The sequence below is a fragment of the Cytobacillus sp. FSL H8-0458 genome, assembly GCF_038002165.1.
Classification (GTDB): domain Bacteria; phylum Bacillota; class Bacilli; order Bacillales; family Cytobacillaceae; genus Cytobacillus.
This window is the reverse complement of sequence record NZ_JBBOBR010000001.1, coordinates 62752-77727: the sequence shown is the minus strand read 5'-3', so window position 1 is coordinate 77727 and position 14976 is coordinate 62752. Positions and strand designations below refer to the sequence as shown.

Below are 14976 nucleotides of genomic sequence, written 5' to 3'. Positions count from 1 at the left end.
ATTTAACGGCCATCTCTTTTACATATCAGACTCCTTCAAGAGCCTGGGAAAGATCCTCCCTGATATCTTCCCATGATTCAAGGCCGACTGAAAGCCTCAGCAATGTATCTTCAATGCCCATTTTTTCACGGTATTCCTTTGGAACCACAGCATGAGTCATAGTTGCAGGGTGCTGGATTAATGTCTCCGCATCTCCAAGGCTCACGGCAATTTTTATTAGATTCAGCCTGTTCATAAATTCCTGAGCAGTCTCTTTATCTCCCTTTAGAGTAAAGGAAATCATCCCGCCAGGCTTTCTCATTTGTTTTTGCGCAATATCAAAATCTGCATTACTGCTGTCTCCAGGAAAATAAACTTTTTCCACTTTTGGATGCGCCAATAAATATGATGCAAGCTGTTCAGCATTATCACAATGCCTGTCAAGTCTGACTGCAAGTGTTTTCAAGCCGCGGAGCAGCAGCCAGGCTTCAAAAGGTGAAATAATGCCCCCAATGTCTTTTTGAGTAGTCATTCTTACTTCATCCAAAAATTCTTTGCTGCCTACAACAAGGCCGGCAATTACGTCACCATGACCTCCGATGTATTTTGTCGCACTATGAATGACAATATCGCAGCCCAGCTCGATCGGATTCTGTAAATATGGAGAACAGAAAGTATTATCCACCACAACCGGAATCCCTTTCTCTCTCCCTACTTCTGCAACCATCTTCAAATCCACCAATTTCATTGTTGGATTTATTGGAGTTTCAACATATATACAGACAGTCTCCGGCTTAATTTGATCAAGCAGCTGCTGCTTTGATTCCATCGCTGAATAATCATGGCTGATTTTATATTTTTCCTCCATCATCTCCAGGAGTCCAAATGTACAACCATACACTCCCTGGGAACATAAAATATGATCACCTGTTTTGGTTAAAGCAAAAAGAACAGCTGAAACCGCGGCCATACCCGAACCAAACGCAAGGGCAGCCTCTCCCTTTTCAAGGGCGGCCATTCTTTCTTCCAGCATCTTTACCGTTGGATTGCCCAGACGGGAATAGATATAGCCTTCTTCTTCACCGGCAAAACGCTTTTCCCCCTGCTGTGCCGTCTCGAAAGTAAAAGTTGACGTCTGAAAAATGGGCGGTGCCAGGCTTCCCTTGAAGCTTTCTGCATCGTATCCTTCATGGATGACCTGCGTCTCGAAGTTAAACCGATGATTTCTATCCATTATAACTCTCCCCTTCACTGAAAACGCTTACATTATTTGCTATATCAAGCTCCTCTTTCAGCATATGATAATAGCATATTTTTTGAAAGTATTTTGTTTTGGAAAAATATTCAGAAAGGCGGAAGGCGCTCGCCTATCGGCTTATGACCTTGAGCCGATAACGCCTGCTATCTAACTTCAGTATTTCTTCATGTTTATCCGTTAATAAAGACTGCCTCCCCATAAGGCAGTCCCCTATATAAATGAGTCTGCTGCCGACTCAAGTATCACTTTATTTTTACCTGTATTCTTGGCAGTATATAATGCCCTGTCAGCCCGTTTAAATAGTGAAGCATACGAATCTTTTTTCCCCCTGCTCCAATATGAGACGCCGCATGAAATGGTTACTTGGGGGTCTGTGATCTGACATACCTTTCTGACAAGCCGTTCAGCAATAAGCGCACCTGCTGACAAAGAAACACCGGGCAGGTAAAGAGCCAGCTCCTCACCGCCCCATCTTGCTCCAATATCAGTGCCGCGAATATTGCTGTTTATTAAATTGGCGACTTGAATAATAATTTCATCGCCTACCTGATGTCCGTATGTATCATTCACCATTTTAAAATCATCTATATCAACCAGCATAAAGGTTCCTTCATGATCTTCATTCATGGACTGATGTATGCGATCATCCAAATAGTTTCGGGAATACAGCTTTGTTAAGTGATCCGTTACAACCATCTTTTCAAGCTCTTCTCTCAGCATTGAATTGGTAAAGGCAAGCGTGGAATGATGAATCAATGATTGCAGCAGCTTGAATGTTTCAAATGAAAAATGATATGGAGAACTGTGCATGACAAGCGCAAATCCCTTTAACACTCCAGATTGGGTCATCGGAACAGCCATGATGGATTTATAGCAGCTCGCCGCACCTTCGAGCTGTAAAGAAAAATCTCCAATAAAAAGAGACTCTTTCTCCCTGATGATCTTTTTCTTCATATACTGAATATAGCTTTCTGCCTCTTTGGTATGAAAAAATTCAGTGCTGCCCTGAATTATATTTACATCAGAACCATCAGAAGATAAGAGGATGAAACCGGCTTCTTCAGCATCAAAGGACTGCATAATCTGATCTGACATAAAGTTCATCGTTTCTGTAAGGCGCAAGTTCGAGTTCAGGCGGTGGGAGGTTTCATTAATTAATTGAAGATCCGCTATCAGCCGCTTGGACTGCTGATAAAGCTGCGCATTCTCCAGTGCACTGCCTGCAGTATTAGCCAGAAGTGTTATAAATTCAATTTCATTTTTCGGGAATATGATGGTATTAGGCGCTATAACTTGCAGAACGCCATACACCCCCTGTTTCCCTTTTAATGGAGCATACAGGATAGATCGAACTTCCTGGAGGGAATCTTCAAATTGAACAGTCCCCGTGACATAAGCCTGCATGGCCGCAATATTTTCGCTGTCATATTCAAGGTCTCTAATAGGCAAATCTCCATGATTATTGTTATCCTGGGACAGCAGAAGATAGCAGGTAAAAGTGGGGTACATTTCCTGGAGAGTAAAAATAATTTCCCCCAGCACCATATCCATATCCATTGAGGAATGGAATTTCTCAGTAACGCGGTACAGCTGTTTGTAGCGTTTTTCTTCTGAAGCAATTTTAGCCATGCCCTGAGCTTTATCAAGAAATTGCCCGCATTCTTCGCTAAGTTCCTGAAATACTTTTTCTGGATAGGTGTGAAAACAGCCTGATGCCCCTATTAGAATCATGCACCCCAGCAGCTGGCTTCCCTTTACAAGAGGAATCATGATTTGTTCTTCCATAATCTCAGTGCCTAACCCCTGGAACTCTCTGTTTGTTTTAGCCCATCTTTTTAAATCACCTGAAAAAGCAAGTGACTGCAAAGTATCCGGATTTGTGGATGCTTCTGCAAAAAACTCCTGCTTCCATTCATTAAAGACGTACAGAGTTATTTCGTCTGCTTCAGTAAGGACTTGAATGGCAGAAAGCATTTCATTCAGTAATTTCTCATAATGAAAGAAACCGTTCTCCGTATCGATAATATCAAAAAAACGGCTTTTTAAATTAAGTATGATTTGGCGTTCAAGTGTATCCATCTTCTTATCACCCATCAAATATCTCAGATCATGAATCTTTAAACCAATAAGGTATATTATAACGGACCAAAATTAATAAATCCCGGGATAGATGTGGCTATTTCGTTTCAATTCCGCTTACTTCATTTCAAGTTTTCAGCAGAGGTCCAGCAGGAAATATCTATGAAATATAAAATAGAGAAGCCGCCTTCTGCCAATTTTTTCTTTATTATATCATATTTTTTTCAAAGAGACTCTTTGATAGTTTTCTAAATAACTGTGAAATATGGCATAGAAAATAAATTTCCTATATAATTAATACATGCTTTAAATCTAAAGAAGTAAAAATTAAAGATCGCCTTGACTTTTACCCTCTAAAAATTATATAATACTCCTTGTGTAAAATATTGCAGCCTATGTGAGCACCTTGATGTACTCATTTTGTTCCTCAACCAGAGCATTGAAGTTAGCATTGTCTGGCTTCAGGCGCCTTTGGCGACTTACATGTTTCTGGGGATGGGGTACTGTGTAACCCTCTGCTGCTAGGGCGAAGGTACATGAAAACAAAATGAACATGATTGTTGTGCGCATCTGTTTCTGTTTTTATTTTACCAAAATAAAAACACAAAAGGAGGAGTCTTAAATGGCTCGTTATACTGGTCCAAGCTGGAAATTATCCCGTCGTCTTGGAATCTCTCTAAGCGGTACTGGAAAAGAATTAGAAAAGCGTCCTTACGCTCCTGGACAACATGGTCCAAACCAGCGTAAAAAAATCTCTGAATACGGATTACAATTGCAGGAGAAGCAAAAGCTTCGTCACATGTACGGAGTAAATGAGCGTCAATTCCGCAATTTATTCGATAAAGCCGGCAAAATGCCTGGTAAGCACGGTGAAAACTTCATGATTCTTCTTGAATCACGTCTTGACAACGTTGTTTACCGTTTAGGTCTTGCCCGCACTCGCCGTCAAGCTCGCCAGCTTGTTAACCACGGTCACATCATGGTTGATGGATCTCGTGTTGATATCCCATCATACCGCGTAGCACCTGGTCAAACAATTACACTTCGCGAAAAATCTCGCAGCCTTGACATCGTTAAAGAAGCAATCGAAGTTAACAACTTTGTACCTGACTTCGTATCTTTCGATGCAGACAAGCTAGAAGGAACTTTCACTCGCATGCCTGAGCGTTCTGAACTTCCAGCTGAAATCAACGAATCTCTAATCGTTGAATTCTACTCTCGTTAAGCGAGACGCTTCTTAAATAGAAATCCTATAAACCCTAGAATCCTTGTTAAATCAATGGTTCTGGGGTTTTTTGTTTGTTTTATGCTTTGTAGAATAATGTATTCTCCACTATCCATTTGGGGGAGGTTCGGGGGATAATTTAGGGCACATTATTACGCGTTATTTGTGGACAAAAATCTTTATTCTTCTTAACTTTGGGCCCTCTCGGTATAGAAGGCTTTTTATGTAAAGGGGTTTTTGAATGATTATTTAGCAAGTTATCTAAAAAAGTAAATGGATGTAATAAATATACCTAGCTAAAAACCATTTTTATTTTTACTAAAATGTATATAATTTACAAAAATATATATTTATTGTTTATTTACTGTAAAGAAGATGCTAAGTTTATTAAAAAGTATGCAAAAGTTGCTGAACAAGAATCTGTAGGGGAGGGTACATTGTGAACAAAACACTCCAATTTATATTAGAAATCATTAGAGTATCTCTTATTTTATTTATAGGCCTTTTAATTTTAGGGTATGTAGAAAAAACAATTGTACAATTACTTGGGTTTACAGAATTTAATTGGACACTTATCTTTATTGCTGATCTCTTGTTTATATATATTCTTTATAAGAATAAACTTCAATTTACAGGTTGGTTTAAAAGCACTCATAATAAAACCCTGTCTAGAAGTGGTACTAGGTTTGCACTTGGAGCAGCAATATTTTGTTTTATTATAGGAATTGTAACTAACATCATTCTTTAAAACTGCAACAACAGGCCTTAGAACATGTAACCTCTCTAAAGATAAACCATTCGATTTTTAGGTCCATAATAATAAAATGAAATAGAAAATGGCGTAAAATTATTTGCGCCATTTTTCTCAAGTGACAACTTTTTCCCGAATATGAACTTATAATTGACACCAGCACATACTACTAAAAGTGTCAATTCTATTGACATTATGATGGACAATTTATTCAGTTTAGATAATCTAAATCAGTTGAATATAGCTTTGGACGCTCATAGCTAAGTTTGGTGAATAGATGCACGTAAACGGGTGCGTTTGTTCACCAAACTTAGCTATAATAAAGCCCCTCTCAAACCCCTATAATACTAGGGTTTTTGAAGCTTTTGAATTCTACTCTCGTTAATAATATTAAAACTGCCGATGCATTTCGGCAGTTTTTTTGTTTTCTGCTGGATTAACTCCCATTTTTGATTCAATTATGTCTAAATATAGCCCTCCGTCACAGGAGGGCTTTCGTTTTTTAGTATTTAATCAGGTAATATTTTTTCTTTCCGCGGCGAATGACAGTAAATTGACCTTCTATCTTATCTTTATCAGTAAGAGTGTAATCAAGCTCTGTTACGCGTTCTCCGTTTACTGAAACAGCGCCATTCGTCACATCTTCACGCGCCTGGCGTTTGGATGGAGAGATTTTGGCAGCAACAAGCAAGTCAACTATGCCCAATTCCTCTCCTTCTGAATGCTCATAAGATGGGACATCCTTAAAGCCTTGTTTAATCTCAGAGGCTGAAAGGTTTTTTATATCTCCGCTGAAAAGGGCTGCTGTAATTTTGATAGCCTGTTCTAATGCTTCATCCCCATGAATCAGACGTGTCATTTCTTCAGCAAGTGCTTTTTGGGCTTTGCGGAGATGCGGTTCTTCCTGAACAGCTTTCTCAAGATCTTCAATTTCTTCACGGGATAAGAAGGTAAAGAATTTAAGGTATTTGATTACATCCGCATCTGCTGTGTTAATCCAGAACTGGTAAAACTCATAAGGAGATGTTTTCTCAGGATCAAGCCAGATTGCGCCGCTTTCCGTTTTGCCGAACTTTGTTCCATCCGCTTTCGTTACAAGAGGGATGGTCAGTCCGTAAGCCTTGGAACCTTCAGGCGCCATTTTGCGGATAAGTTCAAGTCCGGTTGTAATATTCCCCCACTGGTCGCTGCCGCCAATCTGCATTTTGCAGTTATGATTCTCATATAAATGAAGGAAATCCATTGCCTGCAGGATGGTGTAAGTGAATTCAGTAAAGGATATTCCAGTTTCCAGTCTGGAAGAAATGGTGTCTTTAGCGAGCATGTAATTGACTCCGACATGTTTCCCGTAATCACGAAGGAACGTAACGATATCCATGGAGCCTGCCCAATCGTAGTTGTTAACCATGATTGCACCATTTTCACTTTCAAAATCAAAAATTCTTTTCAGCTGGCCCTTTATGCAGTCCACATTATACTGCACTGTTTCAAGAGTCTGCAGCTTCCGTTCTTCGCTTTTGCCGCTTGGATCACCAATAAGTCCAGTAGCTCCGCCAACAAGTACAATTGGACGGTGGCCTTCTTTTTGAAAGCGTCTTAACGTTAAAAATGGAAGCAGGTGTCCAATATGCATGCTGTCAGCAGTAGGATCAACACCGCAGTATAAAGAAATTTTCTCTTTCTCGAGAGTATTCTGGATTCCCTCTTCATCTGTCTGCTGATAAACAATTCCTCTCCATTGCAGATCTTCAAGTAAACTCATCTTAATTCCTCCTAATTAACGGCTATTTTTAAAGGCATTGAAGGTTATAACCATACAAAAAGCGCCCCTGCAATTTATGCAGGGACGCATGATCTTTTTGCGCGGTACCACCCAGATTGAGGACACAATGTCCCCCACTCTTTCAGAATAACGGATAATCCGTCCACTGCTATAACTGCTGTGCAGGTTGACAGTGAAAGCTCAGGGAGGTATTTCATCCTTCTATTTGTACCGGCTCGCAGCAAACGCCGGCTTTCTGAAACAGGGATAGAAGCATTACTGGATTCCCATCAATGCCTTTAAAATATTTAACGTCTAAGATAGAATATTTTTATCATAAAAATGAGCCAAATGTCAAATTCCTGTGCAAAAAAGGAAATTTCAGATAAATGGCGAACCATGTCATATTCGGCTGTCACATTGTGCTATAATAAATGTGATTTTAGGGGGATTGATATGATGAAAGAAAAGTTTCAGATGTTAATGGATAAATTGAGGCAGACTCCGGGCCTTTTCGGTAATAAGAAAGCAGCTAAAGGAGCAAGTATTACATACCAGGTCATCTGGAATCTTACTTTGCTTTTTATCATACTGGCTGTCATTGGGGGTTCATTCGCGGGAGGACTGGGAGCCGGTTATTTCGCATCGCTTGTAAAAGATGAACCCATCCGATCCTATGCCAGCATGAAAAAGGATATTTATGACTATGAAGAAACATCAGAACTATACTTTGCAAATAATGTATATCTCGGAAAGCTCAGAACAGACCTGGAACGTGAGGAAGTTAAGCTTGATGATGTTTCGGAACACTTAATTAACGCAGTAGTGGCTACTGAAGATGAATATTTCTACGAACATGACGGTGTGGTGCCAAAAGCGATTATGCGCGCACTCTTCCAGGAAGTAACAAATTCATCTGTTCAATCCGGCGGAAGTACACTGACACAGCAGCTGATAAAGAACCAAATCTTAACGAATGAAGTTTCTTTCGAACGGAAAGCAAAAGAGATTCTGCTTGCTTTGCGGCTGGAGAAATTCTTTGATAAAAAAGAAATATTGGAAGCATATCTAAATGTTTCTACCTTTGGAAGAAATGCATCCGGACGGAATATTGCCGGAGTTGAAGCAGCTGCCAAAGGCATTTTTGGGGTGAGTGCAAAAGAATTAACATTGCCCCAGGCCGCATTCATTGCAGGGCTGCCTCAGAGTCCATTCGGCTACACTCCTTTTACAAGGGAGGGAACGGTCAAAGAGAATCTGGAACCCGGTTTCTCCAGGATGAAAACCGTTCTGAAAAGAATGTATGATGACGGAAAGATTGACCAGAAGCAATACGAGGAAGCCTTGGCATATGACCTGACAAAGGATTTCACAACGGCTTCTGAGAGCCCTTTGGAAAAGTATCCATATTTAACGTATGAAATAGAAGAACGTGCAGTAAAAATCATGACTAAGATTCTCGCAAAAAATGACGGATATGAAGAACAGGACTTAAAAGAAGATGACGAGCTCCGCGAGGAATACAGAACCCTTGCAGACCGGACAATCCGCCAGAATGGCTTCCAAATTCATACGACCATTAACAAAGAAATTTATGATAAGATGCAGCAGGTCAAAGATAACTACCCTTATTACGGCCCTGACAAACCTGAGACAATAAAGGATCCGGAAACTGGCGAAAACAAACAAATCATGGAGCCCGTAGAAGTTGGTGCGATATTAATTGAAAATAAAACCGGGAGAATTATCAGCTTTGTCGGCGGACGCGACCACAAACGCGAGCAGCTGAACCATGCTACAAGCGCTCTTAGGCAAAATGGTTCAACCATGAAGCCGCTTTTAGTCTATGCCCCGGCAATAGAACTTGGAAAAGCAGCGCCGGGCACTATTCTGCCTGATGTGCCGCTGCATCTTGCTCCGGGACTAAACAGACCTTGGCCAAAGAACTATACAAATACCTATAGCGGGCTTGTTTCGGCCAGAGATGCACTTAAGCATTCATACAATGTCCCTGCTGTAAAGCTCTATAAGGATATAGTCGGACAGCGGCCTGCTGCTTACCTTGAGAAAATGGGCTTTACTTCTCTTATCGGCCCTGACTATACAAACTTGTCTACATCCATCGGATCACTGGAATACGGCGTAACTGTAGAAGAAAATACAAACGCATTTACTACATTTGCTAATGGCGGGAAATTTATTGACGCCTATATGATTGAAAAAATTACAGATAAAGACGGGAACGTCATATTCCAGCATAAATCAGAGCCTGTTGATGTATTTAGCCCGCAGACAGCGTACCTTACAATCGATATGATGAGAGACGTTATAAACAGCGGAACTGCCACATCGATTAAGAGCAGATTGAAGTTCGGTTCTGACTGGGCGGGTAAAACAGGTACTGGTACTGAATTCATAGATGCCTGGTTTGTGGCATCCAACCCGAATGTCACTTTCGGCATCTGGTCTGGTTATGATACGCCTAAATCATTGAAGGCTCCTGGCCCATTAAGCTATAGCCTGCGAAATAATTATCTGTGGGCTGACCTGATGAATGCAGCATATGATGCTGCCCCTGACCTTGTAGACCCAAGCGAAAGCTTTAAAATGCCGGGTGGAATCGTAAGACGTTCATTCTGTGCCATTTCCGGCCTGCTTCCCTCAGAGGCATGTTCTAAAGCTGGCCTAGTTGAAACTGATTTATTCAATGCCAAATTTGTTCCTACAAAAGTGGATGACAGTCTCGGCAACGGAAAACTTGTACGAATTGGCGATAAAAAATATATGGCACTTGATTCAACACCAGAAGAGTTTACTGAACCTGGAATGGTAGTGAATCCGGAATATATTCAAAAACTATTCGGCATTAAAGCAAATCTAAGTACTCTAATTCCGAATAAAGAACGCTGGAAGAGCATACTGACTAGCGCTGACCAGCTCAAAGACAACGGTAAAGCCCCGGCAGCACCAGGCATAAAAGCTTCGGGTGAAAGCATTACATGGGGCGCACATCCTGAAAATGATGTAATAGGTTACCGCGTCTATAACGGAGGCAAAAAAGTCGGTACCATAAAAGCTGGCTCCTCCCTTAGCTTTAAGGCTGGAAGCGGCTCAATCCATGTAACAGCCGTTGACATTGCCGGCAGAGAGTCTGCTCCTTCCAATGCAGTGGAAATCGGCAAAAAGCCGGAAAAAGAGAAACCTAAAGAAGATAAACCAAAAGAAGAAAAGCCTAAGGAAGAAAAACCGAAAGACCCGCCAGCGGAAGAAAAGCCTAAGGAAGAAAAACCATCAGAATCCGGTGAAGGTGTAGACACAGCAGCTGAAAATGATTAAAACGAAAAGCAGGAATCCATTGGCTGGATTTCTGCTTTTTTCTTCGTTTTGCACCTTTCATATAAATACATGAAGGCCGCTGTTATTGAACAGCGGCCTTCAACTATTTTAATCTTCCATTGTAGACAAATCACCGGTTGGCAGATCCAGTTCCCATGCCTTAAGCACACGGCGCATGATTTTGCCGCTGCGGGTTTTTGGAAGCTTGTCGCGGAATTCGATTTCACGCGGAGCAGCGTGGGCAGCAAGGCCCTTCTTAACGAATTGGCGGATTTCTTCCACTAATTCCTCAGTGGGTTCATGCCCATCCCGCAAAGCAACAAACGCTTTAATAATTTCCCCGCGGACAGGATCCGGCTTGCCGATGACCCCAGCTTCTGCAACCGCCGGATGTTCGATCAGCTTGCTCTCTACTTCAAACGGCCCTACACGCTCGCCAGATGTCATGATAACATCATCTACACGGCCCTGGAACCAGAAATATCCATCTTCATCCATATAAGCCGAATCTCCGGAAACATACCAATCACCCGGCATAAAATAAGATTCATATTTTTGCTCGTTATTCCAGATGGCATGCATCATGGAAGGCCAGCCTTTTTTAATCGCAAGGTTACCCATACGGTTAGGCGGCAGTTCATTTCCCTGATCATCGACAATGGCTGCCTTAACACCCGGAATCGGCTTACCCATGGATCCCGGCTTTATTTCCAGGCAAGGATAATTACAGATCAGCTGTGCACCCGTTTCAGTCATCCACCATGTATCATGGATGCGCATGTTGAAGACTTTTGTACCCCATCTGACTACTTCAGGGTTTAGCGGTTCACCAACACTGAGGACATGGCGAAGGGAGCTTAAATCAAATTTTTTCACAACCTCATCGCCCGCGCCCATTAGCATGCGGAAAGCAGTCGGAGCACTATACCAAACTGTAACGCCATATTCCTCAATCATTTTATACCAAGTCTCCGGATTGAACCTGCCCCCGACCACAAGGTTTGAAGTCCCTGTCAGCCACGGGCCGAAAATGCCATATGAAGTACCGGTTACCCAGCCTGGATCAGCAGTGCACCAATATACATCTTCTTCTTTTAAGTCCAGCACCCATTTAGCTGTCTGGTAATGCTGAATCATTGCATTATGTACATGCAGCACCCCTTTTGGCTTGCCTGTTGAACCGGAAGTATAATGCAAAATAAGCCCATCATTTCCATCAACCCATTCAATTGCCAGCTTCCTGCTCGATTCAGCCATTCTTTTATTAAAATCAACATATGACCCGGTTTCCTCAATATTTTCCCCAACAAGGAAAACATGCTTTAAAGCAGGCAGCTGGTCAACAGGCACTCGTTCCAAAAGCTCAGGTGTTGTAATCAGGACTTTTGCTTCACTGTCAGCAAGCCGGTCACGGACAGCTCCTTCCATGAAAGCTTCAAATAGAGGACCTACAATAGCCCCCAGCTTAACAGCCCCCAATACTGCAAAATAAAGCTCAGGAGAACGCGGCATAAAGATGAACACCCGGTCGCCTTTCTCAACATCGCCATATGCTTTTAATGCATTTCCCGCTTTATTGGATAGTTCCTTCATTTCTTTGAAAGTATATTTCTCATTTCTCTGTCCATCGCGATAATAAAGGGCAACCTTATTTTTTCTGAAAGATTCCGCATGACGGTCGATGGCCTCATAGCCCATATTCATGCGGCCGGTTTCTTTCCAGGAAAATTCTTTTTCCGCATCAGCCCAGTTAAAAATTGCATAAAGTTCATCATAATTTTTTAAATTGAAGTCCCCTTGTGTTACTGGCAGCGCTTCCACTTTCATAAATCTTCTCCCCCTTATTTAGATTTGATATTATTATAGTATAAACATTATATTTTCTCAATTTTTAAAATTTTAAAGGAGAAAAAAGCAGTTATGAACAAATTCGGAAATTGTCACAAACTTTTTTAAATTACACAGAAAATTATGTGAAAGCGCTTTATCTACCGCGTTTTTATGTATAATAGAAGGTACATTGATCATGCTACCTGGGTGGTGAATACATGGAACATAAAAAAACGTATAATGCAAAGGAATTAAAAACAGCCAATGGAAAATTAATCATTGAGGGGCCAATTACACCTGAAAAATTGGCAGATTATGAGTTTCATAAAGATCTTGTTGCTTTCAGGCCGCCGGCTCAGCAGCATAAAGCCCTGGTTGAGATTGCAGGATTGCCGGAGGGCAGAATTATAGTAGCCCGTGACAGACATACCATTGTCGGCTATGTTACTTACTTGTATCCGGATCCTCTTGAACGCTGGTCGGAAGGTAAGATGGATAATTTAATTGAATTGGGTGCCATAGAAGTGATTCCTGCTTTCCGGGGTTCAGGAACAGGCAAGAACCTGCTGAGAGTATCTATGATGGATGATGCTATGGAGGATTATATTGTTATAACGACAGAGTACTATTGGCATTGGGATTTAAAAGGAACTGGCCTGAATGTATGGGAATATCGAAAAATCATGGAAAAGATGATGAATGCAGGCGGTCTTGAATGGTACGCCACAGATGACCCGGAAATCAGTTCTCACCCCGCAAATTGCCTAATGGCCCGTATTGGAAAAAGAGTAGACCAGGATTCTGTGCAGCAATTTGACCGCTTGCGCTTTATGAATCGTTTTATGTATTAAATCTTAATAAAAGCGTAAATACATAGTTCATGCCAGAACTATTCTTCGGCATGAATGCATCTCCATATTTTATAAGGAGGCATTTAAAGTGATTGTTGAAGAAATTATGAAAACGGATGTCACGGCCTTGGCAAAAGAAGACACTATTGCCGATGCAATAAGAATTATGAGCGAAAAAAGAATCCGGCATTTGCCGATAACAGATGAAGATGGCAGATTGCAGGGACTTGTAACAGATAGAGATATTCGTGACGCCACACCTTCTATTTTTCATACAGAACTGTTTAAGGAAGATCTTCAGAGACCGCTGAAAATGATTATGAAGACAGATATCATTACAGGTCACCCACTTGATTTTGCTGAAGAAATTGCTGCGGTTTTTTATGAACAGCGGATTGGCTGCCTGCCCATATTAAACGATAATAAGCTGGTTGGAATTGTCACAGAGACCGATTTGCTTCATACATTAGTTCAATTGACGGGAGCTCATCAGCCAGGCTCGCAGATTGAAGTGAAGGTGCCAAACAAGGCGGGCATGCTGTTTGAAATTGCTGAAGTCATCTGCAAAAGGAAAGCAAATATCCAGAGTGTCCTTGTATACCCTGACAAAACGGATGATAAATTTAAAATACTGGTGATAAGAGTACAGACAATGAACCCTACGCTTGTAGTTGAAGATTTGAAAAAAGCAGGCCATCAAGTTTTATGGCCAAACATGCCGGGGATTTCACTATGATACATGATTCAGTATTTGTTTATTCGGAAGACCTGCTGAACTACAAATTCAGCAAAAATCATCCTTTTAATCAGATAAGGCTGAAGCTGACACTCGATTTACTCAAAAATATAAATGCCATCGATGAATGTCATATTATCCCGCCGCGCCAGGCTGCGGAGGAAGAGCTTCACCTGATTCATGATCCTAATTATGTAAATGCTGTCAAGCTTGCCGGCCGGGGACAGCTTCCGGAGGAAACATGCGAAAACTATGGTCTCGGAACAGAGGACACACCTATATTTCCCAATATGCACGAAGCGAGCTCCCTTATAGTAGGAGGCACCCTGGCAGCCGTTGATGCCGTTATGGGCGGACGTGCTAAGCACGCACTGCACCTTGGCGGAGGCCTTCACCACGGTTTTCGGGGAAAAGCCTCTGGATTTTGCATTTATAACGATAGCTCAGTAGCCATAAAGTACATGCAGGAGAAGTATAAAGCCCGTATTCTGTATGTGGATACAGATGCTCATCATGGTGACGGTGTACAATGGTCATTTTATGATGATCCAGATGTATGCACCTTATCAATTCATGAAACAGGCCGATACCTTTTTCCCGGTACCGGAAATGTCAATGAACGGGGACAAGGGAAAGGATATGGATTCTCTTTCAATATTCCCTTGGATGCATTTACTGAAGACGATTCCTGGCTCCATGCATACCGTACAGCTTTTCGGGAGGTTGCGGAATTTTTCAAGCCTGATGTAATTCTGACGCAAAATGGTGCTGATGCACATTATCTTGACCCTCTTACCCATTTATCATCTACTATAAAAATCTATAGGGAAATTCCGAAACTGGCTCATGAAATTGCCCATGAATATTGTGGCGGGAAATGGATTGCAGTCGGCGGTGGCGGTTATGATATTTGGAGAGTTGTTCCCCGTGCATGGGCCATGATTTGGCTTGAAATGACTGAAAACTCTAATTGCTACGGCGATATCCCGGAGAAGTGGATAAACAAGTGGAAAGAACACGCACCCGTGCCTCTTCCCCCTGAATGGGATGATCCGGCTGATTTATATAAGCCTATCCCCCGTAAAAGTGAAATAACTGAAAAAAATGCCCGAACAGTGGACAAGGTTCTTTATCCCATCCGGAACAAATCGATGACAGAGTCTATATAA

Annotated in this window: 10 protein-coding genes and 1 other annotated feature; of the genes, 6 read left to right on the top strand and 4 right to left on the bottom strand. The window is 41.6% G+C overall.

Annotation, left to right across the window (positions count from 1 at the left end; translation table 11 throughout):
* Window positions 1-25: 25 nt before the first annotated feature.
* A complete protein-coding gene (gene megL / locus NYE23_RS00335) occupies window positions 26-1213 on the bottom strand; it encodes a methionine gamma-lyase (RefSeq protein WP_341074735.1) in 1188 nt (395 codons plus the stop codon).
* 234 nt (window positions 1214-1447) lie between these two features.
* On the bottom strand, window positions 1448-3316 hold the full coding sequence (locus NYE23_RS00330; RefSeq protein ID WP_341074733.1) for a sensor domain-containing diguanylate cyclase: 1869 nt from the start codon (window positions 3314-3316) through the stop codon (window positions 1448-1450).
* Between the two features lie 622 nt (window positions 3317-3938).
* Here NYE23_RS00330 and rpsD point away from each other — a divergent pair.
* Together rpsD and NYE23_RS00320 are read left to right on the top strand one after the other, a co-directional pair.
* Window positions 3939-4541, top strand: a complete 603-nt coding sequence (gene rpsD, locus NYE23_RS00325; RefSeq protein WP_035330337.1) for a 30S ribosomal protein S4 — start codon at window positions 3939-3941, stop codon at window positions 4539-4541.
* Between the two features lie 439 nt (window positions 4542-4980).
* Entirely contained in the window at window positions 4981-5289 is a 309-nt protein-coding gene (locus NYE23_RS00320) for a hypothetical protein (protein ID WP_341074731.1), read from the top strand.
* Window positions 5290-5794: 505 nt separating this feature from the next.
* Here NYE23_RS00320 and tyrS read toward each other — a convergent pair.
* Window positions 5795-7054, bottom strand: coding sequence for a tyrosine--tRNA ligase (gene tyrS, locus NYE23_RS00315; RefSeq protein WP_341074729.1), 1260 nt, complete (start codon window positions 7052-7054; stop codon window positions 5795-5797).
* Between the two features lie 77 nt (window positions 7055-7131).
* Window positions 7132-7357 (bottom strand) — a binding site (T-box leader).
* A 153-nt stretch (window positions 7358-7510) separates the two neighbouring features.
* On the opposite strand from tyrS, the gene NYE23_RS00310 reads away from it, so the two are divergent.
* Window positions 7511-10390 (top strand): transglycosylase domain-containing protein, encoded by a 2880-nt coding sequence (locus tag NYE23_RS00310; protein ID WP_341074725.1) that lies wholly within the window; start codon window positions 7511-7513, stop codon window positions 10388-10390.
* A 108-nt stretch (window positions 10391-10498) separates the two neighbouring features.
* Here NYE23_RS00310 and acsA read toward each other — a convergent pair whose 3' ends face one another.
* A complete protein-coding gene (acsA, locus tag NYE23_RS00305) occupies window positions 10499-12217 on the bottom strand; it encodes an acetate--CoA ligase (RefSeq protein ID WP_341074723.1) in 1719 nt (572 codons plus the stop codon).
* Window positions 12218-12438: 221 nt separating this feature from the next.
* On the opposite strand from acsA, the gene NYE23_RS00300 reads away from it, so the two are divergent.
* The 3 genes from NYE23_RS00300 to NYE23_RS00290 all read left to right on the top strand — a co-directional run bounded on the left by NYE23_RS00300 (window position 12439) and on the right by NYE23_RS00290 (window position 14976).
* Window positions 12439-13071 (top strand): GNAT family N-acetyltransferase, encoded by a 633-nt coding sequence (locus NYE23_RS00300; RefSeq protein WP_341074722.1) that lies wholly within the window; start codon window positions 12439-12441, stop codon window positions 13069-13071.
* An 88-nt stretch (window positions 13072-13159) separates the two neighbouring features.
* A complete protein-coding gene (locus NYE23_RS00295; protein WP_341074721.1) occupies window positions 13160-13807 on the top strand; it encodes an acetoin utilization AcuB family protein in 648 nt (215 codons plus the stop codon).
* Window positions 13804-14976: an acetoin utilization protein AcuC gene (locus NYE23_RS00290; protein ID WP_341074720.1), complete on the top strand. Its 1173-nt coding sequence runs from the start codon at window positions 13804-13806 to the stop codon at window positions 14974-14976. Before NYE23_RS00295 ends, NYE23_RS00290 begins: the two co-directional genes overlap by 4 nt.

Excerpts from the sequence above, each read along its gene's own strand:
- megL (WP_341074735.1), bottom strand. The coding sequence starts at position 1,213 with ATGGATAGAAATCATCGGTTTAACTTCGAGACGCAGGTCATCCATGAA.
- NYE23_RS00330 (WP_341074733.1), bottom strand. The coding sequence starts at position 3,316 with ATGGATACACTTGAACGCCAAATCATACTTAATTTAAAAAGCCGTTTT.
- rpsD (WP_035330337.1), top strand. The coding sequence starts at position 3,939 with ATGGCTCGTTATACTGGTCCAAGCTGGAAATTATCCCGTCGTCTTGGA.
- tyrS (WP_341074729.1), bottom strand. The coding sequence starts at position 7,054 with ATGAGTTTACTTGAAGATCTGCAATGGAGAGGAATTGTTTATCAGCAG.
- NYE23_RS00310 (WP_341074725.1), top strand. The coding sequence starts at position 7,511 with ATGATGAAAGAAAAGTTTCAGATGTTAATGGATAAATTGAGGCAGACT.
- acsA (WP_341074723.1), bottom strand. The coding sequence starts at position 12,217 with ATGAAAGTGGAAGCGCTGCCAGTAACACAAGGGGACTTCAATTTAAAA.
- NYE23_RS00300 (WP_341074722.1), top strand. The coding sequence starts at position 12,439 with ATGGAACATAAAAAAACGTATAATGCAAAGGAATTAAAAACAGCCAAT.
- NYE23_RS00290 (WP_341074720.1), top strand. The coding sequence starts at position 13,804 with ATGATACATGATTCAGTATTTGTTTATTCGGAAGACCTGCTGAACTAC.